We start from the raw sequence: 23,796 nt of genomic DNA, 5'->3' as shown, positions 1-23,796 counted from the left end.
TTTCTATTTTTTAGATTTTATTTCTTGATTTTTTTGAGCAATAGAATCTTTTTCTTTTTTGACTTTCAAATCCTTGATTTTCTTGGCCTTTTTTATAGAATCCTGTACCTTCTTTGCTTTCGCTTTTTTAAGTGCAGCTACTTTTTTTGATTCTTTTTTGACAATCAAATCTACAGTCTTTTTTTCCTTAATCAAACGATCGTTAAGAGCATCGTACATTTTTTTGTATTCTCTATAATCAGCGGCATAATAGGCATTGCTTTTTACAAACTGAATGCTGTCAATTTTATATTTTTTATAAATATAAGACTTCGGGTTAATCCCGTTCTTGTATAAGGAATTAGGATTCTGATACTTTAAAGCTTCCAAAATCGACATATCATAAAGAATATCTCCCATCACTTTTTTATCAATAAGATTATCTGGTTTTTCAACCAAATCCTTATTGCAACTCAAAAACAAGGTAACTAAAGCAAAAAGAGATATTATTTTTCTCATCTAATATATTTTATCTGTCGAACGATAATCTTTGACCGGCACGAATATCTTTAACCTTAAAGCCAGAGTAAACCAGCTTACCATTTACAAAAGTATGTGTAATCCTTGATTTAAAAGTAAACTTTTCAAAAGGAGACCATCCGCATTTAGAAAGTATATTTTCTTTCTTAACGCTCCAAGGTAATCCTGCATTGATGATTACCAAATCGGCAAAATAGCCTTCTTTAACAAAACCTCTTTTTTCAATTTTGAAAATTTTGGCTGGGTTATGACACATCTTTTCGACAATTTTCTCCACACTTATTTTCCCTTGATGATGTGCTTCAAACATAGCCACAAGTGCATGCTGAACTAATGGCCCACCTGATGGAGCTTGTAGGTATTTTTGTTTTTTCTCGTCTAATGTATGCGGAGCGTGATCGGTCGCAATGACATCAATTCGCCCATCATTAAGTGCTTCCCACAATACTTTCCTATCGTTTTCAGTTTTTACTGCTGGGTTCCATTTAATCAAATTCCCTTTTGTAGCATAATCATCATTGGTAAACCACAAATGGTGCACACAAACTTCGGCTGTAATTTTTTTCTCCTCAAGTGGAATTTTATTGCTAAACAATTCCATTTCTTTAGCAGTCGAAAGATGGAAAACGTGTAATCTTGCTCCTGTTTTTTTGGCTAGAGCAACTGCTTTTGAAGAAGAAATATAACAGGCATCTTCACTACGTATAAGATGATGTGCAGTTACTGGCACATCTTCACCAAATTCTTCTTTGTATTTTTCTAAATTGTTTTTAATTGTCATTTCATCCTCACAATGAACCGCAATCAGCATTGAAGTACAAGTGAATATTTTTTCCAAAACCGCTTCATTGTCCACCAACATATTCCCGGTAGAAGAACCTAAAAATATTTTGATTCCAGCAACATTCTTTGGATTTGTTTTCAGTACTTCCTCTAGATTATCATTGGTAGCGCCCATCATAAAAGAATAGTTGGCAAAAGATTTTTCGGCCGCTATTTGATATTTTTCTTCTAGAATTTCTTGCGTAACAGCATTGGGAACAGTATTTGGCTGTTCAATATATGAAGTAATCCCTCCTGCAACTGCAGCTTTAGACTCTGATTCAATATCTCCCTTATGAGTAAGTCCCGGCTCTCTAAAATGCACTTGATCATCGATGACACCAGGCAAAAGATAATTTCCTTCTGCATCAATAATCATACAATTAGAAGATTTCAGGCTAATATTCTCTGCAACCTCAACAATAAGGTCATTCTCTACCAGCACGTCCCCTTCAAAAATAACTCCTTCATTTACTATTTTAGCATTTTTAATCAAATATCTATTCATAGTATCTTTTCTTTTACAAACTGTTAACTAACTTTTTTAAACGCAACATAATAACCCCAAATACGGCTTCAACAATTATCGAATTACTCATTTTAGACTGCCCTTTGGTTCTATCAGTAAAAATAATAGGCACTTCTGAAATGGCAAATTTCTTAGAATACGTTCGGTATTTCATTTCAATCTGAAAAGCATAACCAACAAACTTAATTTTGTCCAAATTAATTGACTCCAATACTTCTTTTTTATAACAAACAAATCCAGCAGTAGCATCATGAATTTTCATTCCGGTTATCATACGCACATAAACCGATGCAAAATAGGACATCAATACACGACTTAAAGGCCAATTTACAACATTTACTCCAGTTACATAGCGAGATCCAATAGATAAATCAGCATCACCAAAATGACAAGCATCGTATAATTTTTCTAAATCATTTGGATTGTGGGAAAAATCAGCATCCATTTCAAAAATGAAATCATAGTTATTTTGCAATGCCCATTTAAAACCGTGCACATAGGCAGTCCCTAGTCCCGATTTTTTAGTTCTTTTCTCCAAAAACAACCTACCATTGTACTCTGACTGAAGCATTACCACTTTATCCGCAGTATGATCCGGGGAGTTATCATCAATAATTAAGACATGGAAAGGTTTGTGTTGAGAGAGCACTGCTCTAATAATGCTTTCTATGTTTTCAATTTCGTTATAGGTGGGGATTATAACAATGCAATTGTTCATGTTTCGCGTAATTTCCGTGCAAAAGTAACCTTTTATGCCATTTGATTATTATAAAATTATAATAAATAATGTTATAAAAATCACTAATTTTGCTCTAATTATGACTGAACATGTACTTCATCCTAGAATAACTGACACTAACGACTGGATAACAATCGTTTTTATTTTGTCATTTGGCATCATTGCATTAACCAAATCGATCTATGAAAATCGCTTTGAAGATTTCACAAAGCTCATTTTTTCAGACAAATACGTTAGAATATACAGAGACAGCAGTCACTTGATGGGAATGTTTTCAATATCCTTATTCGTGGTTCAAATTATTTCCTTTTCCCTCTTTATTCAAATTTTACTGAATCATTTCGGTTATGGTTCAAAAACAGATTGGATCTTATTTATTCAAATATTTACTTTTATCATTTACTTCATTTTATCGAAATTTTTAATCGAAAAAATCATTGCAACAACATTTAAAATAGAAGAACTTCTTGAACAATTTAATTTGCAAAAAGTTACTTATCGAACATACGTAGGCTTATTATTACTACCAATCGACATCATTTTATTTTATTATGAATCTATCTTAAAAAATATTCCACTACTGGTTTTGTATAGCATATTAGTTTTGAACGTGTTACTTTATGCATACTCCATAAAAAACTACAGAAAAGAAATTTTCAGTAAGTTGTTTTATTTTATTTTATATCTTTGCACTCTTGAAATAGCACCCTATTATTTTATGTATTATTGGTTTACAAAAGGTAGCGTTTAGAAATTATTTAAAATATGAAAGTGAAAACAATTTTGGTATCACAACCAGAACCTAAAGTGGAAAATTCTCCATACTTTGAGCTTCAACAAAAGCATAAAGTAAAAATTGATTTCAGACCTTTTATTCACGTAGAAGGGGTAAGCGCAAAAGAGATTAGACTTCAAAAAATCGATCTTAACAACTACTCTGCTATTATATTAACAAGCAAAAATGGTGTGGATCACTTTTTTAGAGTGGCAGATGAGATGCGCTATAAAGTTCCAGAAGGATTAAAATACTTTTGTCAATCTGAAGCAATTGCATTCTACCTACAAAAATACGTAGTATACAGAAAACGTAAAATTTATGTAGGCCCTAAAGATTTTGCTGATTTGTCGCCTTTAATTAAAAAATATAAAGACGAAAAATTCTTGCTACCGGCATCTGATCAATTAAACGCCGACATTCCAGTAACTCTAAATGGTTTAAAAGTAGACTGGACTCCAGCCACTTTTTACAAAACTGTTATGAGTGACTTATCTGATTTGGCCGATGTTTATTACGATGTATTGGCTTTCTTTAGCCCAACTGGAATTAAATCATTATATAAAAACTTTCCCGATTTTGAACAAAACAATACTCGAATAGCCGTTTTTGGCAGTACTACTCAAAAAGAAGCTTTAGATCACGGATTGCGAATAGATATTATGGCTCCAACACCTGGAACTCCATCAATGACAATGGCTTTAGAAAAATACATAACTGAAGCTAACAAAGCAAAATAGACTTCTCTGAAATATCAATATCAATTGCAATTTCAATGACAATAAAAAAAATCCCAAATCCCAATTTTACGATTGGAATTTGGGATTTTTTATTTAGAATTTCCTCTTTTTAACTACCTTCTATTCATATAAATAGAAACGTAATACAATAAAGTAGCAATAGATCCCAATGCAGCAACAACATACGTTCTAGCAGCCCATTTCAAGGAATCTTTTGCTCCAGCATGTTCTTCTCTCGTTAGCATATTTTTATTCTCCAGCCAAGCCAAAGCTCTATTACTCGCATCATATTCTACTGGTAATGTCACAATCGAAAACAAAGTCGTTGCGGCAAAAATCACTATTCCAATCAACAAAAGTGACGGAAAGGTATTAATCATCAAGATTCCAGCCAACAAAATCCATTGCATATAAGACGAAGCCACATTTACAATTGGCACTAACTGAGAACGCAAAGTCAGCATACTATAAGCAGTGGCGTGCTGCACCGCGTGTCCGCATTCGTGCGCCGCAACTGCTGCTGCTGCCGCATTTCTTTGATTATAAACGGCCTCGCTCAAATTAACAGTTTTGTCCACCGGATTGTAATGATCTGTCAATTGCCCTGGCGTCGAAATTACTCTTACATCACGAATACCGTGATCGGCAAGCATTTTCTCGGCGATTTCGGCACCGGACATTCCGTTTTGCAAACGGACTTTAGAATAAAACTCGAATTTACTCTTTAGTGTAGAACTCACTAACCAGCTTGCAAGCATAATACCACCTGCAAGAATCAAATAACTCATTCCCATATTTTTGTTTTTTTTATTTTATGTTTAAAATCTATAAATTAAACATCAAATTCTGAACCAAATTGTTTTTGTGTCATTTTGGCATTTACAAATTACCTACAAATTGTAATAAAGGCTATCAATTCTGCGCCTTCATAATACGTAAAAGAAACATCTACAACCTCATACCCTTCAGAAGATTTAGTATTCAAGAAAATCTCCACCTCTTTTGATAATTCTTCTTTCATACCGGAAAAACCAGCCTTCTTTTTCAAAATGTGAATTTCGTGTTTTTTCATTTTTATGTTTTTTATATTGGTTATAGAAACTCGAAAAATGTTACACAAAAAAAATCCCAGACTCCAATCGTAAAATTGAAATTTGGGATTTTTAATATTGATTTTTTTTAAAGGTTACCCCACCAAATTGATGATTTTCCCCGGAACTATAATCACCTTGTTTGGCGTTTTACCGTCCAATTGTTTGATGGTTCTTTCGTCTTTCATTACGATTTCCTCGATTTGTTCTTTGGTTAAATCCAAAGGCAAATTGATGGTGAAACGCATTTTTCCATTGAAAGAAACTGGATATTCCTTATCACTTTCCACCAAATGAGCCGGTTCAAATACCGGGAACGTTACTGTAGCAATAGAATCTGTATTTCCTAATAACGACCACAATTCTTCAGCAATGTGAGGTGCATAAGGCGAAATCACAATTGCCAATGGCTCCAGAATAGCACGAGAATGACAATTTTGAGCTGACAATTCATTCACGCAAATCATGAACTGCGAAACCGAAGTATTGAAAGAGAAACTCTCGATATCCTCAGCCACTTTCTTAATGGTTTTGTGCAATGATTTTAAGTTGTCTTTTGTTGGCGCATCGTTGGTTACAATCAAACCATTTTCGTCAAAGTACAAACGGCACAGTTTTTTCAAAAAACCAAAAACTCCTGAAATTCCTGCAGTGTTCCAAGGCTTAGCTTGTTCCAATGGACCTAAGAACATTTCATACAAACGCAAAGTATCAGCTCCGTATTCGTTACAAATATCATCTGGAGTTACTACATTATATTTGGATTTCGACATCTTTTCGATTTCACGACCTACTATATATTTTCCGTTGTCTTCACAAATGAATTCAGCATCTTTATAATCTTCTCTAAACTGCTTGAATTTCTCAATATCCAATTCTTCCGAAGCGTTTACAAATGAAACATCAGTATGAATTGGCTGAACAGCTTGTCCGTTAATTTTATTTTTTGAAACAAAAGTATTTGTCCCTTCCAATCGATATACAAACGCACTCATTCCCAAAATCATTCCCTGATTAATCAGTTTCTTGAATGGTTCTTCCGTTGGCGCAAAACCTTTGTCTTTTAAGAATTTGTTCCAAAAACGGGAATACAACAGGTGACCAGTAGCATGTTCGCTCCCCCCAATGTATAAATCCACGCTTTCCCAATACGCCAAAGCTTCTTTGCTCGCAAATTCTCCCTCATTTTTAGCATCCATATAACGCATCCAATACCAAGAACTTCCCGCCCAACCCGGCATAGTATTTAATTCTAGAGGAAATATTTCGAAATTATCAACCAAATCAGTATTGACAACTTCATTGTTTTTTGTATCCCAAGCCCAGATTGTTGCATTTCCTAGAGGAGGCAATCCGTCTTCGGTTGGCAAATATTTCTCTACTTCTGGTAAGATGATAGGCAAATGCTGCGCATCGATCATTTGCGGTAAGCCATTCACATAATACACAGGGAAAGGCTCTCCCCAATAACGCTGACGGGAGAAAACTGCATCACGCAAACGGTAATTGATTTTCCCTTTTCCTTGACCTATTTTTTCTAACTCCTCAATTATCTTTTTGGTCGCTTCTTTGTAATTCAATCCATTTAGGAAATCCGAATTGGCAATCTCCACATTGTCTTTAGAACCAAAAGCTTCTTTGGAAATATCCACATTTGCAAAAATGTTTTTGATTTCCTGCATTCCTTTTTGACCTTTGAAGAAATTCGCAAAAGCATAATCCCTTTCGTCACCACAAGGAACCGCCATTACAGCACCAGTTCCATATCCAGCCAAAACATAATCCCCAATCCAAACCGGAATCGGCTCTTTGGTAAACGGATGCTCAGCAAAAGCTCCCGTGAATACTCCCGAAATAGTTTTCACATCTGCCATACGCTCTCTTTCGGAACGTTTGGCTGTTTTTTCGATATAAGTTTCTACTTCTGCTTTTTGCTCTGGAGTCGTGATTTGTGCAACCAATTCGTGTTCCGGCGCCAAAGTCATAAATGTAACTCCAAAAATAGTATCAGGTCTTGTAGTAAATACTGAAATACTGCTTTCTGAATTCTGTAATCTGAAATCTACCATCGCTCCAACCGATTTCCCAATCCAGTTTCTCTGACTTTCCTTAATGCTTTCACTCCAATCAATATCATTCAAACCTTGAAGTAAACGCTCAGCATAAGCCGAAATACGCATGCTCCATTGTGTCATTTTTTTACGAATCACAGGATAACCACCACGCTCCGAAACACCGTTCACGATTTCATCATTCGCCAAAACCGTTCCCAATCCTGGACACCAGTTCACTTCAGTCTCCGCCAAATACGTCAATCGGTATTGCAACAAAATTTTCTCCTGCTGTTCTTTTGCGAAAGCGTTCCATTCATCTTCCGAAAATAATTCAATATTATCGTCGCAAACAGCATTTACATTCCCATTTCCTTCCGCAGAAAAAACCGAAGTCAAAGTCGAAATATCTTCTGCTTTGTCTGTATTTTTATTGTACCACGAATTAAACAATTGGATAAAAATCCACTGTGTATGCTTGTAATAATCAGGATTCGAAGTACGAACTTCACGATCCCAATCAAATGAAAATCCTATTTTATCCAATTGCTTTCTGTATCCTGCAATCACTTTCCCTTCTTTGTCCACACCACCGTCAATATTCACCGAAGTCGTATCCTCAGGACGTTGCCCAGTCTGAATCGCATATTGCTCCGCCGGTAACCCAAAACTGTCATACCCCATTGGGTGCAAAACGTTAAAACCTTGATGCCTTTTGTATCTCGAATACACATCCGAAGCGATGTACCCTAGCGGATGCCCCACGTGCAATCCCGCTCCAGAAGGATAAGGAAACATATCCAATACATAATGTTTTGGTTTGTCTGAATCGTTTTTGGCTGCAAAAGTTTTATGCTCTGCCCAGTATTTTTGCCATTTGGCTTCTATTTCGTTCGGATTGTATTTCATTTTATCAAGTTGCTGAGTTACTTAGAAACTAAGTTGCTAAGATATATTCTCCTAATTTTCAGTTGGCAAATTTACGGTTATTGTCGCTTGTTACCAAAGCTATTTTTTATTTAAAAAAGGGTGCTCAATTAATTGATTTTGGAGCAGAAAGATTTGGCATTTTTAGGAGGCATTAGTCCCGCTATCCGTTGCAATCTTGCGAGCCGAACACCGGCTCACAAGGATTTCCACTGCTATCGGGGCTAAAGAGAATATTTTGTATTTTTGAATCCTCAGTTCTTTGCGCCTCTGCGCCTTTGCAAGCCCTATTTCACGCAAAGGCGCAGAGCCGCAAAGTATAACGCCAGTCATAAAAAATAAATCAAAAACGAATTACCCTAAGTAAGAATACTTACATTTGTTAATCAAAACAAGAAAGTGGCCAACAATGAACATTAGAAAATTGCTCTTCAATATAACAGTCCTGATAATGTTATCAGTATTTAGCGTTGCCAGAGCCCAACAAAAAATCACCATTGTCGCCGCAGCCAATCTAAAAGTCGCCTTAGATTCCATAACTACCGTTTTTAAAATCCAAAACCCAAATATTGATGCACAGGTAACCTATGGCGCTTCAGGGAAATTATTTGAGCAAATTTCAAATGGAGCTCCTTTCGACTTATTCTTTTCCGCCGATATGGATTATCCCAACAAACTCAAAGAAAAAAAACTGACAGCATCGGAGATTAAAATGTATGCCACCGGAAAACTGGCACTTTGGAGCAAAAAAACAGATCCCAACATCAAAAAAATGAACACTCTTTTGAATGTCAATATCGTTAAAATAGCAATAGCCAACCCCACAACAGCGCCTTATGGCGAAAAAGCCATAGAAAGTTTGAAGTTCTACAAAGTGTACGATAAGGTAAAAAGCAAATTGGTTTTTGGAGAAAACATTACGCAGACCGCCCAATTTGCCACAACCGGTGCCGCAGATATTGGAATCGTGGCTTTATCACTCGTTCTCACTCCAAACATGCAGAAAGAAGGCGGCAAATATTACATCATCCCCGAAAAAAGCCACGCTCCTCTGGAACAAGGTTGCGTAATCCTTAAGCACGGACAAGGAAATGCAGCTGCGACTAAATTTTACAATTTCATTTCTTCAAAAAAAGCGGCGGCTATTTTAAAATATTACGGTTATTCAACTAAGAAATAATGAACACACTAGACGGAAATATAACAGCAATCCAATCGTACGAAGGAATCTCATTGGTGAAAGTAAAATCAAATGACACTATTTTCACTTCAATTGTTCTGGACACACCCGAAACGGCCTCTTATCTCGAAATAGATCATTCCGTAAAAATCATTTTTAAGGAAACCGAAGTCATTATTTCCAAAGATTCCAATCCAAATATCAGCATTCAAAACCGATTGCAATGCACGATTGAATCGATAAAAAAAGGCGTTCTCCTCAGTCAAGTTAACCTAAACTTTGAAAAAACAATTATAGAATCCATTATAACGACAAATGCTTGCGAGCAACTGCAATTAGAAAAAAACGACACGGTAATTGCATTAATAAAAACGAACGAAATAAGCTTATCTCCCAATGATTGATTTTGACCCATTATGGCTCACCGCAAAATTGGCGTTTGTAACAACGCTTATTCTTTTGCTTTTGGCAATTCCACTATGTTATTGGCTAGCATATAGCCGTTTCCGATTCAAAGCGGTAATCGAAGCCATCATCAGTTTACCTTTAGTCCTGCCTCCGTCTGTTTTGGGATTTTATCTTCTAGTCGCTTTCAGTCCACAAAATGCTTTTGGCAAATTCCTATCCGATTACTTTGATTTACGATTGGTTTTTACTTTTCAAGGATTAATTCTAGCATCAGTTTTATACAGTTTGCCTTTCATGGTGAATCCAATTCTTTCGGGCTTAAAAAATCTTCCGGTTTCTTTACAGGAAGCTTCTTTTACGTTGGGAAAATCAAGGTTCTCAACCATCCTAAAAATCATCCTCCCGAATATTCGTCCTTCATTGCTCACCGGAATCATAATGACCTTTGCGCATACAGTAGGAGAATTTGGCGTTGTCTTAATGGTTGGAGGAAGTATTCCAAAAGAAACCAAGGTAGTTTCTATTGCCATTTACGAAGAAGTCGAATCGATGAATTACGATAATGCCAATGTTTATGCAGGAATATTGTTTGTGTTTTCATTTTCCATTTTGCTGACCGTACATTTAATTAATAACAAGTCCCGAAAAACAACTCTTTATTAATGATACAGTTTAATGCCTATAAAATGCTGCAAACAGCAGACGGAGAATTGCCTCTTAATGCTTCTTTCACTATCGAAGAAGGACAGTTTCTGGCTATTTATGGAAATTCGGGAGCTGGAAAAACAACGCTACTCAGAATATTGGCAGGGCTTACCCAAGCCGACAAAACACACATTGAAGTAGCGAATGAAATCTGGGATGACTCTCAAAACAAATTTCATTTGTCAGTCCAAAATCGTTCAATCGGATTTGTTTTTCAGGATTATGCATTGTTCCCGAATTTGACCGTAAAAGAAAATTTAGAATTTGCTTTGCAAAAAAACGACAACAGTAAAATCGTTTCCGAATTGATCGAACTTATGGAACTGCAGTCTTTGCAAAACTGCAAACCTCAAAATTTATCTGGCGGGCAAAAACAGCGTGTGGCTTTGGCAAGGGCGATTGTCCGTAAACCAAAAATCCTTTTGCTCGACGAACCGCTCTCAGCACTTGATGACGAAATGCGTTTTAAACTTCAGGATTATATCCTGAAAATCCATCAAAAGTATAAATTGACCACTTTAATGATAAGTCATTCAATTCCCGAAATATTCAAACTTTCGGACAAAGTCATTATTCTGGATAAAGGAAAAATCATCAAAGAAGAAACGCCCGGAAATGTGTTTTCGGAAGAAAAAATAAGCAGTAAATTCAAACTGACTGGAGAAATAATTAGCATCACCAAAAGCGATATTATTTATGTTGTCCAAGTACTTTCCGGAAACAACATCGTAAAAGTAATAGCCACCGAGGACGAAATACAAAACTTTAGAGTTGGGCAAAAAGTATTGGTTGCCTCAAAAGCGTTTAATCCAATCATTCAGGTTATTTCATGAATTGGCGGTAAAAACCAATCAACCTTCATTTATTCTACATCTAAAGCGAGTTATTTACACGAAAGTTAAAACTTTGGGACTTATTAACTTCAAATTAATGAATATGTTTATTATTTTTACCCCATAATTTAGACATACTATGAGTTCATCCTTTGAAAAGTTTCAAAAGCGCAGGTTAATTTCCTCTTATTTTTCGGTAGTGCTAAGTATATTCTTAGTGTTGTTTCTACTAGGCATACTGGGATTTTTTATTATTAATTCCAAAAAACTGGCCGATGACTTCAAAGAAAAAATAGCAATGACTGTTTTTTTCAAAAAAGAAGCCAATGACTCTATTCTTAAGGCTTTTGGCCAGGAACTAAAAACCACCAAGTTTTCTAAAACTTTTGTCTATGTTTCCAAAGAACAGGCAGCAAAAGAGCACACCGATATTATTGGCGAAGATTTCGTAACCTTCTTGGGCGAAAATCCTTTGCAAAACTCATATGACATCCACTTGAAAGCAGATTATGTTGAAAGAGACAGCATCAATAAAATAGAAGCACGTTTGCGCAAAAACGCTATGGTTTCGGATATTGTTTACGACAAGCAATTGGTTAACTTAGTAAATGACAATATTAAAAAAGTCAGTATGTGGATTTTGATTATTAGTGCTTTCTTAACTTTTATCGCGGTACTTTTAATCAATAGCTCATTACGACTGTCGATATATTCCAATCGTTTTATCATCAAAACTATGCAAATGGTAGGCGCAACAAAATCCTTTATCAGAAAACCATTTGTTATGCGCAGCATAAAATTGGGAATGATTGGAGCTGGCCTTGCAGTTCTAGCTTTAATAGGCCTTTTAATCTACTTGGAGAACAATTTCCCAGACCTTGGAATCCTGGACGACAAACTAATGATTGGAATTGTATTGGTTGCTGTATTTGGAATTGGAATTTTAATCACTTGGTTGAGTACTTATTTTGCAACACAACGTTTCTTGAATTTAAGAACAGACGACCTTTATTAATTTTAGATTGCAGTTTTAAGTTTGCAGACACGAGCCTGAAGAAGAACTCGCTAAGCATTAAAAAAATAAACAGATAATGAAAAACGAAGAACACAAACACGAATTTCTTTTTGAGAAAGTAAACTATAAAATTCTATTAATTGGAATTGGAGTAATTGCATTAGGTTTTATACTAATGTCCGGCGGAGGAAGCGATGACCCAAATGTTTTTAATGACGCAGTATTTGATTTCCGAAGAATTCGTTTGGCTCCAACTACCGTTTTAATTGGATTTGGAATTACCATTTATGCCATTCTTAAAAACCCCAAAAAATAGTTTGTAGCATTTGGCTTTCAGTTATCACTAGACTGAAATCTGCACACTAAATCTGAAATTAAATGAATACATTACAAGCTATCGTTCTTGCCATTATTGAAGGGATTACAGAGTTTTTACCTGTTTCTTCAACTGGACACATGATTATCGCCTCTTCTTTTTTTGGAATCGCTCACGATGATTTTACCAAACTTTTTACCATTGTGATTCAATTGGGAGCCATTTTATCTGTGGTTGTTTTGTATTTCAGACGCTTTTTTCAATCTTTTGATTTTTATTTCAAATTATTGGTAGCCTTTATTCCTGCAGTTGTTTTCGGATTGCTTTTCAGTAAAAAAATTGACGCTTTACTTGAAAATCCAGTAACCGTTGCCGTTTCTTTATTGATCGGTGGAATTATTTTATTGAAAGTAGATCAATGGTTCAACAACCCTGATGTATCCGAAAATGCAAAAGACATCACTTATCTACAAGCATTAAAAATAGGATTATTCCAATGTCTTGCCATGATTCCTGGAGTTTCCAGAAGTGGCGCTTCGATTGTTGGTGGAATGTCACAAAAACTATCTCGTACATCTGCTGCTGAGTTTTCATTTTTTCTTGCGGTTCCTACAATGTTAGGTGCAACAGTAAAAAAATGTTACGATTATTATAAAGATGGATTTGTATTGTCTGACGATCAAATCAATTTATTAGTTATAGGTAATGTAGTTGCTTTTATTGTTGCTCTTTTGGCAATTAAAAGCTTCATCGGATTTTTGACAAAAAACGGATTTAAAGTTTTTGGTTACTACCGAATTATTGCCGGAATCATATTATTGGCAATACATTTTTTCATTCATCCTTTGACCGTAATCTAATGACAACCGAAGATTTTTTAAACGGCCAGATTCTCTTAATTGACAAGCCTTTGCATTTTACTTCCTTTCAGGCGGTAAACAAACTTAAATATGCCTTAATCAATAAAGCAGGATTACCCAAAAAATTCAAGATTGGACATGCAGGCACTTTGGATCCTTTAGCTTCTGGGTTACTATTGGTTTGCACAGGAAAATTTACCAAAAGAATCACCGAATTACAAGGTCAGCTCAAAGAATATACCGGGACATTCTACATTGGAGCCACAACTCCATCCTATGATTTGGAAACCGAAATTGATCAAACTTTCCCAACAGATCATATCGATGAATCTCTTATACACGAAACCGTAAAACAGTTTTTGGGTGAAATTGACCAAAAACCACCCATTTTTTCAGCCATAAAAAAAGATGGTGTACGTTTATACGAACATGCCCGTGCTGGAGAAACAGTTGAAATTGCTTCGAGAAAAACTACAATCCACGAATTTGAAATTACAAGAATTGCACTTCCCGAAGTAGATTTTAGAGTGGTTTGCAGCAAAGGAACTTATATTCGTTCCTTGGCTTATGATTTTGGAAAAGCAATGAATTCAGGATCACATTTAACGGTTTTGCGTCGCACGAAAATTGGCGATTACAATGTGAATGATTCAATTGATGTAAATGATTTTGAACAAACTCTTAACCCCTAGAGTGTAAACAAAAAAAACACATAACCAAATCCAAAATTGAATTTGAGATGTGTTTTTTTGATAAATAAAGCACTTAATAAATACTTTATTTTTTAAACCTACCTATATCTATTCGCTAATAATGAGTAGCACTTTCGTCTCCAAATAGCAAATGAGATAAATAATCATAAAACTTTTCAAATAGCTTTTTCATAACGATGTTTTTTTAATTATTAAACAATATTTAAACACACCAATAAAAAAGTAAATCAGAATAATAGACCTGGTTAGCTGTCACTAATTTACAATTTTTTTGACATAAAAAAAAGAAAATTATAATTCCATACAAACACACTCTTTTATAGAACCCATTATCTCTAAAACTTCATTTTGCACAGACAATCCTTTATCGTGCAAATACCACAATTGCAATTGTCTTTTAGCCTCTTCATCTACAATGCTATACTCTTCCTTGTAGTTTTTAATTAAATCCGAAGCCCCTTTTGGTCTTGGCCCCCAATGGTTGCAAACTTCGCCCGATTCTTTATCAATAATAATTAGCTTTGGAATAGCTCTACTTCCATTAGTCAAAAATTGATTCATCAAATCATCATTCGAATCACGGAAAACAATTTTAAAATCAATATCCACTGATTCGGCAGCCATTTTATTTAGAATCGGCAAAATCTGTGCAGCATCGCCACACCAACCTTCTGCGATAACCAACCAAATGTATTCTTTATCTAGTGTTTTTAATTGATTACTAATTCCCTCAGGAACACTTATCGTTTTATCCAAACGTTTTAAACGAATTTCATTCAAAGTACTGTATTGCAATAAATCTTCGGATTGTTCATTTCCAGTTGACTTTCCTTCAGACAATAAATCAGATACAATTTTTTTATATTCTAAATACGTGTAACTATTAAACAACGCTTTTGTTACTGAACTTTCCATAAATAAATCTATTTCTCTATTGCTTTATGAAACAGCACACATCATTGGTTTATACGCCCAATGACGACATGCTTATTTCACAATATACAAGTTTGTTGCATACAAAATTATATATATATATTCTTTAAAAACGTGATAAAAATCATCTTTAAAGCAAACAAGATTAAAATTGATACAAAATGATTTCTAAAACGAATAATAAATGAAAAGCAATGAATGAACATTGAACCCTAAATTCTTTTTAAAAAACTTAATTTAAATATTTAAGGAGCACTATTTTCAAAAAAAACAGAATATGTCTATATTTGCACAAATTTGGCAACATTGAACCCAATCAATGATCCGATTTACTTTCGATAAACGAAGGGAGACCTTAAAACAAAAACTGACTAATGAAATACAAAAGAATCCTTCTGAAATTAAGTGGTGAAGCTTTAATGGGTGATTTACAATACGGAATTGACCCAAAACGATTGGCTGAATATGCAGATGAAATTAAGCAAATTCATGAGAAAGGAGTAGAAATCGCTATAGTAATTGGTGGAGGAAACATTTTTAGAGGTGTTGCAGGAGCCAGTTCTGGAATGGATAGAGTCCAGGGAGATTACATGGGAATGTTGGCAACAGTTATCAACGGAATGGCATTACAAGGTGCTCTTGAAGACAAAGGAATGAAAACCCGTTTGCAAACTGCCCTAAAAATGGAATCAATCGCAGAACCTTATATCAAACGAAGAGCGGATCGTCACTTAGAAAAAGGAAGAATCGTTATTTTTGGAGCAGGGACTGGAAATCCATATTTCACAACAGATACAGCAGCCGTTTTACGTGGTATTGAAATCAATGCCGATGTGATTCTAAAAGGAACTCGTGTAGATGGTGTTTATGACTGTGATCCAGAGAAAAATGCAGCTGCGGTAAAATTTGATTTCATATCTTTTGAAGATGTATTGAAAAAAGGATTAAATGTAATGGATACCACTGCATTTACTTTAAGCCAAGAAAATAAATTACCAATAGTAGTATTCGACATGAACAAAATAGGAAATCTATTGAAAATTTGTGAAGGAAAAAATATAGGAACCATAGTAAATATATAAAAAGCAGTAGGCAGTTTTCAGATGACAGTAAACAATCTGAAATCTGAAGTCTAAAACTCTGAAATCTTAAAAAAAATGACAGAAGAAATTGAATTTATATTAGATAGTACAGAAGAATCAATGACGGGTTCTATCGAGCACTTAGAAAAAGCATTTTTAAATATTCGTGCCGGAAAAGCATCACCAGCGATGTTGGGGAGTGTTTTTGTTGATTATTATGGATCGGCTTCTCCGTTATCTCAAGTATCAAAAATCAGTGTACCCGATGCTAGAACCATAACACTTCAACCTTTTGAAAAAAACATGTTGCATCCTATAGAAAAAGCAATTATGGTTGCCAACCTTGGATTCAACCCAATGAATAACGGTGATATGATCATCATTAGCGTCCCACCTCTTACTGAAGACCGTAGACGCGACTTGGCAAAACAAGCCAAAGTCGAAGCGGAAGACGCTAAAATTGGTGTTAGAAATGCTCGTAAAGATGCCAATACGGATATCAAAAAATTAGAAAAAGAAGGAACATCTGAAGACATTTGCAAAAGTGCTGAAGAAGAAGTTCAAAACTTAACTAATTCATTTATCAAAAAAATAGATGAACTTCTAGCGGTAAAAGAAGCCGAAATTATGAAAGTTTAATCTTTCGAATCATATAGTTTAAATCCGTCTTGTTCCAATAAACAAGACGGATTTTTTATTGCTTATCATTTTCTTAAAAAAAGACAAAACACATTCTGTTAGCTTTAACATCTGAAGCCAACAAAAGACAATATCTTCGTATAACTGAGTTTATTCTTGATTTGAGAATTTAACCCGGAACCTCCTCTTAATTCCTTTCAAACAAAGTAGAAACTCAATATTCAATTATTTTTTTTGAATATAAACCCATGTCTCATTATTACACCCAATACATAATAAACAAATCACTTATATAGCACAATATCAAATCCGTAACAATAATGCAGTTCGTAAAACAAAAGCTACTTAATTGTTAAAAAGCACATGATTTTGGACTAAAAAGAGACAAAACTATCAATTATTAAAAGTTAGGTATTAAATTTGTATCGTTAAAATGCTTTTTATATCGACAAAAAACATATTTACATTTAAAAAATAGTCTTTAAGCTACATATTTTACGTGTTTAAATTAAAACTAAAATCAAGGCCTAATAAAGCTACCGTATTCAACACTAGATTCCCATAATAGGAAATCTTCAAAATAAATAAAATGGACGAAAATAAAAATATCGGAGATTTCTATATTCCTGCATTTCTAAATTCGACGACCAGAATTATCATTGGTACGGCAATTATGTATTTTATATTTGCTCAATTATCCCTTTTGATAATTGTTCCTGAAACCAATATTCCGCCTTTTTTTCCTGCGATAGGCTTTGGGGTTGCGTTCGCATTGATTTTTGGACGCAAAGCAATTATAGGAGTAGCTATTGGCAGTTTTGCATACTCCATTAAATTATATCTTTCCAATTTTGATTATGGAACTACTATTGGAGAATTTGCAAATCCCCTAATGGTTTGTTTTATCAGGCCATTAATTGCCAGTGTAATTGTACTTATAGTTTCTTATTTAACACAATTGTGGTGCAAAAACAAATATCCATTTTCGAAAAAGACTGATGTTGTTTATTTCACTTTAGCCGCTTTAATTGGAAGTATTGTAAGTCTCGCGTTAGGTCTTTTTCCAGCCCTTCTTAACTCATCTAGCACTATTGACAAAATTTTATTGGTTTGGACCAATTGGTCACAATCAAATTTACTGGGTATTATTCTTGTTACTCCATTAGTACTTTCTTGGTTTTACAAAACAGAAGAAGTTTTCAGATGGACACCTTCAAAAAAAATAGAAAGCATTTTACTGATAATCGTAACATTAGGCATTACACTGTATGTTTTTAAGACACAAGAAAATAACGAATCTATTATCTTTTTTTTGCTAATATGGGCAGCTTCACGATTCGAAATGAGAATCATTACGTTAGTAACCTTTATTGTAACAGTCATTGCAGTAAAGTGTACGATACACGGTTTAGGAGGATTTGGTTGGAATGGTAACTTTTTAATGCTACAGTTGTTCCTATTTGTAAATATAACTTCTGTCTTGTTTTTAAAAGCAATCCTGAGAGAAAAAGAAAACGAAGAGAGCAAATTAAGAATAAGTGAAAAATCGTTCAATCTAAAGAACAATATCCTTCAGGCAACCATTGAAAACCCGAACGGAATAAGTATTTTCTCACTGGACACCAATTTAAACTATATAAGTTTCAATTCGGTTCATGCGCGTTATATGAAAGACGTAAAAGGAATCGAAATAAAAATTGGTGACAATCATCCTGAATTATTTTCAAACACTGTCCAAAAAGAAGAAACCACCTTAAGACTTCTAGAAGTGTTAAAAGGAAAAACGCTCTCTCTTGAGGAAAAACATTCAGAAGAAGAATATCTAAACATTTCAAAATCACCAATCAAAGACAATGAAGGCCAAATCATTGGAATTACCACCATTATCACCGATATTTCCGAATTAAAATTAAAAGAAATACAGCTAGAAAAAAACAACATTACACTTAATGAACGTATTAAAGAACTGTGTTGCCTTTATGACATTTCAGAAATCATCAACAACAAAGCACTTTCCATATCTGAAAAACTAGAAACCTGCGTTCAAATTATCCCAAAGGCGATGCAATTTCCCGAAATGGCCAATTGCCGAATCCAAATGGGCAAGGAAAACTTCATTTCTGTCAATTCCCAGGAAAACGATTGGTACCTCAAACAAAAGATAGCCGTAAATGGAGAGGAATGCGGTTACATAGAAATTGGATATTTTAATTCAAACGAACTTGAAAAGAAAGCCCTTCTTTTAGACGAAGAAGTTCAATTATTGGAAGCATTGGCTGGAATTTTTTCAAGATCTTTAGAAAGAAAACTCAGCGAAGAAAAACTCCTAAATAGTGAAGAGAAATTCCGTGCCATTTACGAAAATTCCTTAGATATCTATTTTAGAAAAGATTTAGACGGTATTCTTTTAGAAATAGGGCCTTCGGTAGAAAAACATTTGCATCGCACTCAGGAATTCATGATTGGTAAAAATGTCAAAGACTTCTATTGTAATCCTGCCGATGGAGATCTTTTTTATGAAATCATTTTAAAAGAACAACAAATCTACGATTACGAGGAACTGTTTCTTACACCTACAGGAGAATCAGTCTATTTCTCTGTGAATGCAAAACTCGTTTATGACTCCGATGGTAAACCTCAATTTGTGGAAGGAACCAAACGTAATATCAGCGAAAGAATCTACAATGAAAAACAATTACTGGAAGCTAATGAAAAAGTAAAAGAAAGCGAGGAGAAATTCCGCTCTATTTATGAATCATTAGAAGACATCTATTTTAAGAGAGATTTAGAGGGTGTACTGTTTGAGGTAAGTCCGTCGGTAGAGAAACATTTCAATATAAAGAGGGAAGCTATAATAGGACAAAATGCTTATGACTTTTTTGTAAATCGTGCCGAAGGAGATCGTTTCAACGAAACCATCCTTCAAAACAAACAAGTCAATGATTATGAAGAACGTTTTGTAACTGCCAATGGAGAAATTATCTATTTCTCTGTCAATGCAAAAGTAATTTACAATACCAATGGTGAACCTGTCTACTTTGAAGGAACCATGCGTAACGTAAACGAAAGAATCCAAAATAGAAAAAAATTACTTGAAGCAACTGAAAAAATAAAGGAAAGTGAAGAAAAATTCCGTTCCATTTATGAAAATTCCCTGGATATATATTTTAAGAAAGATTTAGTCGGTACAATTCTCGAAATTGGTCCATCCGTAGATAAGCACTTACATCAAAAACGGGAATCGATGATTGGCAAAAATATCAGAGATTACTATTATGACATTACCGATGTAGATCGTTTTTACGAAATCATATTAAAAGAAGAGCAAATCATTGACTATCAAGAAAGATTTATCACCGCTACGGGAGAATCTGTCTATTTATCGGTCAATGCAAAACTTGTTTATGACGCCAATGGCAAACCAATTTTTGTGGAGGGAACAAGACGTAATATAAGTGAAAGAATCCTCAATGAAAAGCATTTGCTGGAAGCTAACGACAAAATAAAGGATAGTGAAGAGAAATTCCGATCTATTTTTGAGAACATGCAAGACGTTTATTATCTGCATACTATTGATGGCATATTAGTAAATACAAGCCCATCTGTCGAAAAATATTTCGACGCAAAAAGGGAAGATCTTATTGGAGAGAATGTCCAAAAGTTATTCGTGAATCCTCTTTATTATGATGAACTCACCGAAATAACTCTACGCGAAGGTTTCATAAATGACCGAGAAGTAGAATTCGTGACGGCAGCAGGAGAAACAATGTATTTTTCGGTCAATTCAAAATTAATAAATGACAGTAATGACAACCCCACTCTAGTGGAAGGAACAATGCGTAATATCAGCGAAAGGATTAACAATCAAAAACAATTATTGGATGCCGCTGAAAAAACCAAGGAAAGTGAGGAGAAATTCAGATCCATTTTTGAGAATACTCAGGATGTCTATTATATGCATAATCTTGATGGAAGAATATTTGAAGTGAGCCCTTCTGTCGAAAAACATTTCAAGTACACGAGAGAAGAAATGATTGGCAAATATACCCGTGATCTTTATTACGACCAATCAAAGCAAAATAATTTTAGAGAAAAAATTACTAAAAATGGCTTTATAAACGATGAATATGTACAATTTGTTACAGGAACCGGAGAGCCAGTATATTTTTCAGTCACTTGCAAAATAATTTTTGATAAAGATGGTGAGCCTTCTCATATTGAGGGATCGATGCGAAATATCAATGATAGAATCATCAATCAAAACCAATTGATTGAAGCCGCCGAAAAAATCAAGGAGAGCGAGGAAAAATTCCGTTCTATATATGAGAACATGCAGGACATTTATTATTTGCTTAATATGGAAGGCGAAATAATAGACATAAGCCCTGCTGTCGAAAAACACTTTCAGGTGAAAAGAGAAAACGTATTTGGCATTAACGTAAAAAACTTCTATTATAATCCTATTAGATATGATGAGATCAACGAAATACTCCTAAAAGATGGTTTTACAAATGACCAGGAAGTACAATTCCTTACCACTTATGGAGAAACTATGTATTTTTCTATCAATTCAAAATTAATCAATAACGCCGATGGAAAACCTGCTTTCATAGAGGGAACGATGCGTAATATCAGCGAAAGGATTTCCAACCAAAAACAATTATTGGAGGCTTCCGGAAAAATAAAGGAGAGTGAAGAGAAATTCCGATCTATTTATGAAAACATGCAAGACGTGTATTATTTGCATGATCTAAATGGCACACTTTTAGACATCAGCCCATCAGTCGAAAAACAGTTAAAGTACAAAAGAGAAGAAATGATTGGCCGTAATACATCGGATTTCCATTATGACCTATCAAAACAAGCTAAATTTAGAGAAAAAATTTCCCGATACGGCTATATTTCCGATGAAAATATACAGTTTGTGACTGCAACTGGAGAACCCATATTTTTCTCGGTCAACTGCAAAATAATTTATGATGAAAATGGCACACCTTCGCATGTAGAAGGATCGATGCGTAACATCAACGAAAGAATTATTGATCAACAAAAATTGGTAGAAGCCACTGAGAAAATAAAAAAAAGCGAAGAAGAATTCCGTGCAATTTTTGAATCCTTTGAAGATTTATATTTCCGAGTTTCTTTGGATGGCACTATACAAAATGTGAGTCCATCTGTTGAAAAGATATTAAAATTTAAAAGAGACGAAATTATCAACACCAATACATCAAATTTATATTTATACTCTGAAGACCGTAACAAGGTACTCGAAGCCATAAGTAAAAATGGGCAAATCAATGATTTTGAGACTGTTTTTAAAGACAAAGACAACAATCCTGTTCATTTGTCTGTTAGCTCTCATATGATACATGATGCCGAAGGAAATGCAATATGTATTGAAGGTACAATGCGAGATATTAGTGAAAGAAAGAAAAATGAGCTCGAAATAGAAACGGCAAATGAGACAATCAGGGAAAGCGAGAAAAAATACCGAACCATTTTTGAGAGTGTTCGTGATGTGTTTTTTAGAGCCTCAGCCATAGACCATACCATTTTGGACATTAGTCCGTCTTGTGCTTATTTTAATGTGTCACCTGAGGATATAATAGGAAAACCAATAGAAGGGTTTTATCAAAATCCCAATGACAGACAAGCCGTTTTACATGAGCTACAACTAAATGGCGAGATAAAAGAGTATGATGCCAAATTTTTAATAAAAAATAAAACGTACACAGTTTCTATTAATTCTAAAATTGCATTTGATCAAAACAATGAACCGGAATTCATAATTGGATCTTTCAGGGATATCTCAGCCCGTATTCAAGCAGAAGAAAATCTAAAACTAAGCGAAGCAAAATTCCGATCCATCTATGAAAATTTCGAAGACGTCTATTATAAAACAGAACTAAACGGAACCGTAATCGACTTAAGCCCATCATTTGAAAAAAATTTCAAAATGAAACGCTCTGACGTCATCGGAAATGCAACTTCATTTAGATATGAAAATGCAGATGACCGCATAAGGTTACTTGATTTGCTGAATAAAAATGAACACGTTACCGATTTTGACACCCGATATATTGATGGCGAAGGCAACATAGTATCTTTCTCTATAAATGCTCGCATTTTGAAGGATTCTAATGGAACTCCAATTTATGTAGAGGGGACATTGAGAAACATTAATGAACGAAGCTTCATGCAGGAAGAAATGCTGAGAAAAAATCGAACACTAGAATTTCAAAACACCGAGTTGGAGCAGTTTGCCTATATCGCGTCTCATGATTTACAGGAACCTTTAATCACCGTAATTCATTGTATAGAGCTACTTCAGGAAGGATTATACGAGAATCTGGATGAAGACCAAAAACAGTATTTGCAATTCATTAACAGCTCCACATCCCGAATGCAATTATTAGTAAAAGGACTATTGGATTACTCCAGAATTGGTAAGGAAAGAAAGACCAGCAGCATTGACTGTAATGAAATTGTTGCCAATGTTATTGCAGATATGAATGTTAGTCTAAAAGAGAGCAATGCTGTTATTGAATACGAGAACCTGCCTGTTATAGAAGGTTATACTACCGAAATCAGACAACTTTTTCAAAATATAATAAGCAATGCCAATAAATATCGAAAAAAAGACCAGATGCCAAAAATAAAAATAGCGGCTGTAAAAGAGGAAAATAACTGGATTTTTTCAATTGAAGACAATGGAATCGGTATTAAAGAAGAAGACATGGACAAAGTATTTGTGATTTTTAAACGACTACACAATCGTAGTGAATACCAAGGAACTGGTATTGGATTATCACATTGCAAAAAAATAATAGAACATCACAATGGAGAGATTTGGGTCGAATCCAAATACGATGAAGGAAGCATATTCAAATGGACTTTCCCTATAGAACTAAACTAATAA

At 34.5% G+C, this 23,796-nt stretch carries 20 protein-coding genes; 13 read left to right on the top strand and 7 right to left on the bottom strand.

The features are described from left to right. Nucleotides 1-3 precede the first annotated feature (3 nt). Genes J2W95_RS10435 through J2W95_RS10425 form a run of 3 tightly spaced genes read right to left on the bottom strand, consistent with a single transcriptional unit; the run spans nucleotide 4 to nucleotide 2,588 of the window. Nucleotides 4-498: a DUF4296 domain-containing protein gene (locus J2W95_RS10435; protein WP_310006673.1), complete on the bottom strand. Its 495-nt coding sequence runs from the start codon at nucleotides 496-498 to the stop codon at nucleotides 4-6. 10 nt (nucleotides 499-508) lie between these two features. Continuing rightward, complete coding sequence (locus J2W95_RS10430; RefSeq protein WP_310006671.1) at nucleotides 509-1,849, bottom strand: dihydroorotase; 1,341 nt, start codon at nucleotides 1,847-1,849, stop codon at nucleotides 509-511. Nucleotides 1,850-1,862: 13 nt separating this feature from the next. Further along, nucleotides 1,863-2,588 carry a polyprenol monophosphomannose synthase gene (locus J2W95_RS10425; RefSeq protein WP_310006669.1) on the bottom strand — a complete coding sequence of 242 codons (726 nt, stop codon included), beginning with the start codon at nucleotides 2,586-2,588 and terminating at the stop codon, nucleotides 1,863-1,865. Between the two features lie 100 nt (nucleotides 2,589-2,688). Here J2W95_RS10425 and J2W95_RS10420 point away from each other — a divergent pair, with 100 nt between their 5' ends. Together J2W95_RS10420 and J2W95_RS10415 are read left to right on the top strand one after the other, a co-directional pair. Beyond that, the gene (locus tag J2W95_RS10420) at nucleotides 2,689-3,360 is read left to right on the top strand and encodes a DUF4271 domain-containing protein (protein WP_310006667.1); all 672 of its coding nucleotides are present in this window, start codon (nucleotides 2,689-2,691) and stop codon (nucleotides 3,358-3,360) included. 14 nt (nucleotides 3,361-3,374) lie between these two features. Further along, nucleotides 3,375-4,124 carry a uroporphyrinogen-III synthase gene (locus tag J2W95_RS10415; RefSeq protein ID WP_310006665.1) on the top strand — a complete coding sequence of 250 codons (750 nt, stop codon included), beginning with the start codon at nucleotides 3,375-3,377 and terminating at the stop codon, nucleotides 4,122-4,124. Between the two features lie 113 nt (nucleotides 4,125-4,237). Here the strand turns inward: J2W95_RS10415 and J2W95_RS10410 are convergent, their stop codons facing one another. The 3 genes from J2W95_RS10410 to leuS all read right to left on the bottom strand — a co-directional run bounded on the left by J2W95_RS10410 (nucleotide 4,238) and on the right by leuS (nucleotide 8,175). Next, nucleotides 4,238-4,918 carry a zinc metallopeptidase gene (locus tag J2W95_RS10410; RefSeq protein ID WP_310006664.1) on the bottom strand — a complete coding sequence of 227 codons (681 nt, stop codon included), beginning with the start codon at nucleotides 4,916-4,918 and terminating at the stop codon, nucleotides 4,238-4,240. Between the two features lie 92 nt (nucleotides 4,919-5,010). Next, nucleotides 5,011-5,196, bottom strand: coding sequence for a hypothetical protein (locus tag J2W95_RS10405; protein WP_310006662.1), 186 nt, complete (start codon nucleotides 5,194-5,196; stop codon nucleotides 5,011-5,013). A 114-nt stretch (nucleotides 5,197-5,310) separates the two neighbouring features. Then, nucleotides 5,311-8,175 (bottom strand): leucine--tRNA ligase, encoded by a 2,865-nt coding sequence (leuS, locus tag J2W95_RS10400; protein WP_310006660.1) that lies wholly within the window; start codon nucleotides 8,173-8,175, stop codon nucleotides 5,311-5,313. Between the two features lie 469 nt (nucleotides 8,176-8,644). On the opposite strand from leuS, the gene modA reads away from it, so the two are divergent. The 8 genes from modA to truB all read left to right on the top strand — a co-directional run bounded on the left by modA (nucleotide 8,645) and on the right by truB (nucleotide 14,202). Then, nucleotides 8,645-9,373, top strand: a complete 729-nt coding sequence (gene modA, locus J2W95_RS10395; RefSeq protein ID WP_310006658.1) for a molybdate ABC transporter substrate-binding protein — start codon at nucleotides 8,645-8,647, stop codon at nucleotides 9,371-9,373. Then, nucleotides 9,373-9,777 (top strand): TOBE domain-containing protein, encoded by a 405-nt coding sequence (locus J2W95_RS10390; RefSeq protein WP_310006656.1) that lies wholly within the window; start codon nucleotides 9,373-9,375, stop codon nucleotides 9,775-9,777. Before modA ends, J2W95_RS10390 begins: the two co-directional genes overlap by 1 nt. Further along, entirely contained in the window at nucleotides 9,770-10,444 is a 675-nt protein-coding gene (modB, locus tag J2W95_RS10385) for a molybdate ABC transporter permease subunit (RefSeq protein ID WP_310006654.1), read from the top strand. The genes J2W95_RS10390 and modB overlap by 8 nt, the downstream gene beginning before the upstream one ends. A 23-nt stretch (nucleotides 10,445-10,467) precedes the next feature. Further along, the gene (locus J2W95_RS10380) at nucleotides 10,468-11,319 is read left to right on the top strand and encodes an ABC transporter ATP-binding protein (RefSeq protein WP_310006652.1); all 852 of its coding nucleotides are present in this window, start codon (nucleotides 10,468-10,470) and stop codon (nucleotides 11,317-11,319) included. Between the two features lie 139 nt (nucleotides 11,320-11,458). Continuing rightward, entirely contained in the window at nucleotides 11,459-12,334 is an 876-nt protein-coding gene (locus J2W95_RS10375) for a cell division protein FtsX (RefSeq protein WP_310006649.1), read from the top strand. Nucleotides 12,335-12,410: 76 nt separating this feature from the next. Beyond that, on the top strand, nucleotides 12,411-12,650 hold the full coding sequence (locus tag J2W95_RS10370) for a DUF3098 domain-containing protein (protein WP_310006647.1): 240 nt from the start codon (nucleotides 12,411-12,413) through the stop codon (nucleotides 12,648-12,650). Between the two features lie 62 nt (nucleotides 12,651-12,712). Further along, complete coding sequence (locus J2W95_RS10365) at nucleotides 12,713-13,510, top strand: undecaprenyl-diphosphate phosphatase (RefSeq protein WP_310006645.1); 798 nt, start codon at nucleotides 12,713-12,715, stop codon at nucleotides 13,508-13,510. Further along, on the top strand, nucleotides 13,510-14,202 hold the full coding sequence (gene truB / locus J2W95_RS10360; RefSeq protein WP_310006643.1) for a tRNA pseudouridine(55) synthase TruB: 693 nt from the start codon (nucleotides 13,510-13,512) through the stop codon (nucleotides 14,200-14,202). The genes J2W95_RS10365 and truB overlap by 1 nt, the downstream gene beginning before the upstream one ends. 312 nt (nucleotides 14,203-14,514) lie before the next feature. On the opposite strand, the gene J2W95_RS10355 is transcribed toward truB, so the two are convergent. Next, nucleotides 14,515-15,138: a thioredoxin family protein gene (locus J2W95_RS10355; RefSeq protein ID WP_310006640.1), complete on the bottom strand. Its 624-nt coding sequence runs from the start codon at nucleotides 15,136-15,138 to the stop codon at nucleotides 14,515-14,517. Nucleotides 15,139-15,530: 392 nt separating this feature from the next. On the opposite strand from J2W95_RS10355, the gene pyrH reads away from it, so the two are divergent. From pyrH to J2W95_RS10340, 3 genes are all read left to right on the top strand, one after another. Next, the gene (gene pyrH, locus J2W95_RS10350; protein ID WP_310006638.1) at nucleotides 15,531-16,238 is read left to right on the top strand and encodes a UMP kinase; all 708 of its coding nucleotides are present in this window, start codon (nucleotides 15,531-15,533) and stop codon (nucleotides 16,236-16,238) included. A 75-nt stretch (nucleotides 16,239-16,313) separates the two neighbouring features. Further along, the gene (gene frr / locus J2W95_RS10345; protein ID WP_310006636.1) at nucleotides 16,314-16,877 is read left to right on the top strand and encodes a ribosome recycling factor; all 564 of its coding nucleotides are present in this window, start codon (nucleotides 16,314-16,316) and stop codon (nucleotides 16,875-16,877) included. Nucleotides 16,878-17,466: 589 nt separating this feature from the next. Next, nucleotides 17,467-23,793: a PAS domain S-box protein gene (locus J2W95_RS10340; protein WP_310006634.1), complete on the top strand. Its 6,327-nt coding sequence runs from the start codon at nucleotides 17,467-17,469 to the stop codon at nucleotides 23,791-23,793. Nucleotides 23,794-23,796: the final 3 nt, after the last annotated feature.

Source organism: Flavobacterium granuli (assembly GCF_031456055.1).
In the GTDB taxonomy this organism is placed as follows: Bacteria; Bacteroidota; Bacteroidia; order Flavobacteriales; family Flavobacteriaceae; genus Flavobacterium; species Flavobacterium granuli_A.
The sequence above is the reverse complement of the archived record's forward strand: the minus strand, read 5'-3'. Positions and strand labels throughout refer to the sequence as shown.

Bases quoted from the DNA above. Each gene is read 5' to 3' on its own strand.
- J2W95_RS10415 (WP_310006665.1), top strand. From the start codon at position 3,375: ATGAAAGTGAAAACAATTTTGGTATCACAACCAGAACCTAAAGTGGAA.
- J2W95_RS10425 (WP_310006669.1), bottom strand. From the start codon at position 2,588: ATGAACAATTGCATTGTTATAATCCCCACCTATAACGAAATTGAAAAC.
- J2W95_RS10340 (WP_310006634.1), top strand. From the start codon at position 17,467: ATGGACGAAAATAAAAATATCGGAGATTTCTATATTCCTGCATTTCTA.
- leuS (WP_310006660.1), bottom strand. From the start codon at position 8,175: ATGAAATACAATCCGAACGAAATAGAAGCCAAATGGCAAAAATACTGG.
- truB (WP_310006643.1), top strand. From the start codon at position 13,510: ATGACAACCGAAGATTTTTTAAACGGCCAGATTCTCTTAATTGACAAG.
- J2W95_RS10375 (WP_310006649.1), top strand. From the start codon at position 11,459: ATGAGTTCATCCTTTGAAAAGTTTCAAAAGCGCAGGTTAATTTCCTCT.
- J2W95_RS10370 (WP_310006647.1), top strand. From the start codon at position 12,411: ATGAAAAACGAAGAACACAAACACGAATTTCTTTTTGAGAAAGTAAAC.
- J2W95_RS10390 (WP_310006656.1), top strand. From the start codon at position 9,373: ATGAACACACTAGACGGAAATATAACAGCAATCCAATCGTACGAAGGA.
- J2W95_RS10365 (WP_310006645.1), top strand. From the start codon at position 12,713: ATGAATACATTACAAGCTATCGTTCTTGCCATTATTGAAGGGATTACA.
- J2W95_RS10430 (WP_310006671.1), bottom strand. From the start codon at position 1,849: ATGAATAGATATTTGATTAAAAATGCTAAAATAGTAAATGAAGGAGTT.
- modB (WP_310006654.1), top strand. From the start codon at position 9,770: ATGATTGATTTTGACCCATTATGGCTCACCGCAAAATTGGCGTTTGTA.
- frr (WP_310006636.1), top strand. From the start codon at position 16,314: ATGACAGAAGAAATTGAATTTATATTAGATAGTACAGAAGAATCAATG.
- J2W95_RS10380 (WP_310006652.1), top strand. From the start codon at position 10,468: ATGCTGCAAACAGCAGACGGAGAATTGCCTCTTAATGCTTCTTTCACT.
- J2W95_RS10435 (WP_310006673.1), bottom strand. From the start codon at position 498: ATGAGAAAAATAATATCTCTTTTTGCTTTAGTTACCTTGTTTTTGAGT.
- modA (WP_310006658.1), top strand. From the start codon at position 8,645: ATGTTATCAGTATTTAGCGTTGCCAGAGCCCAACAAAAAATCACCATT.
- J2W95_RS10405 (WP_310006662.1), bottom strand. From the start codon at position 5,196: ATGAAAAAACACGAAATTCACATTTTGAAAAAGAAGGCTGGTTTTTCC.
- pyrH (WP_310006638.1), top strand. From the start codon at position 15,531: ATGAAATACAAAAGAATCCTTCTGAAATTAAGTGGTGAAGCTTTAATG.
- J2W95_RS10410 (WP_310006664.1), bottom strand. From the start codon at position 4,918: ATGGGAATGAGTTATTTGATTCTTGCAGGTGGTATTATGCTTGCAAGC.
- J2W95_RS10420 (WP_310006667.1), top strand. From the start codon at position 2,689: ATGACTGAACATGTACTTCATCCTAGAATAACTGACACTAACGACTGG.
- J2W95_RS10355 (WP_310006640.1), bottom strand. From the start codon at position 15,138: ATGGAAAGTTCAGTAACAAAAGCGTTGTTTAATAGTTACACGTATTTA.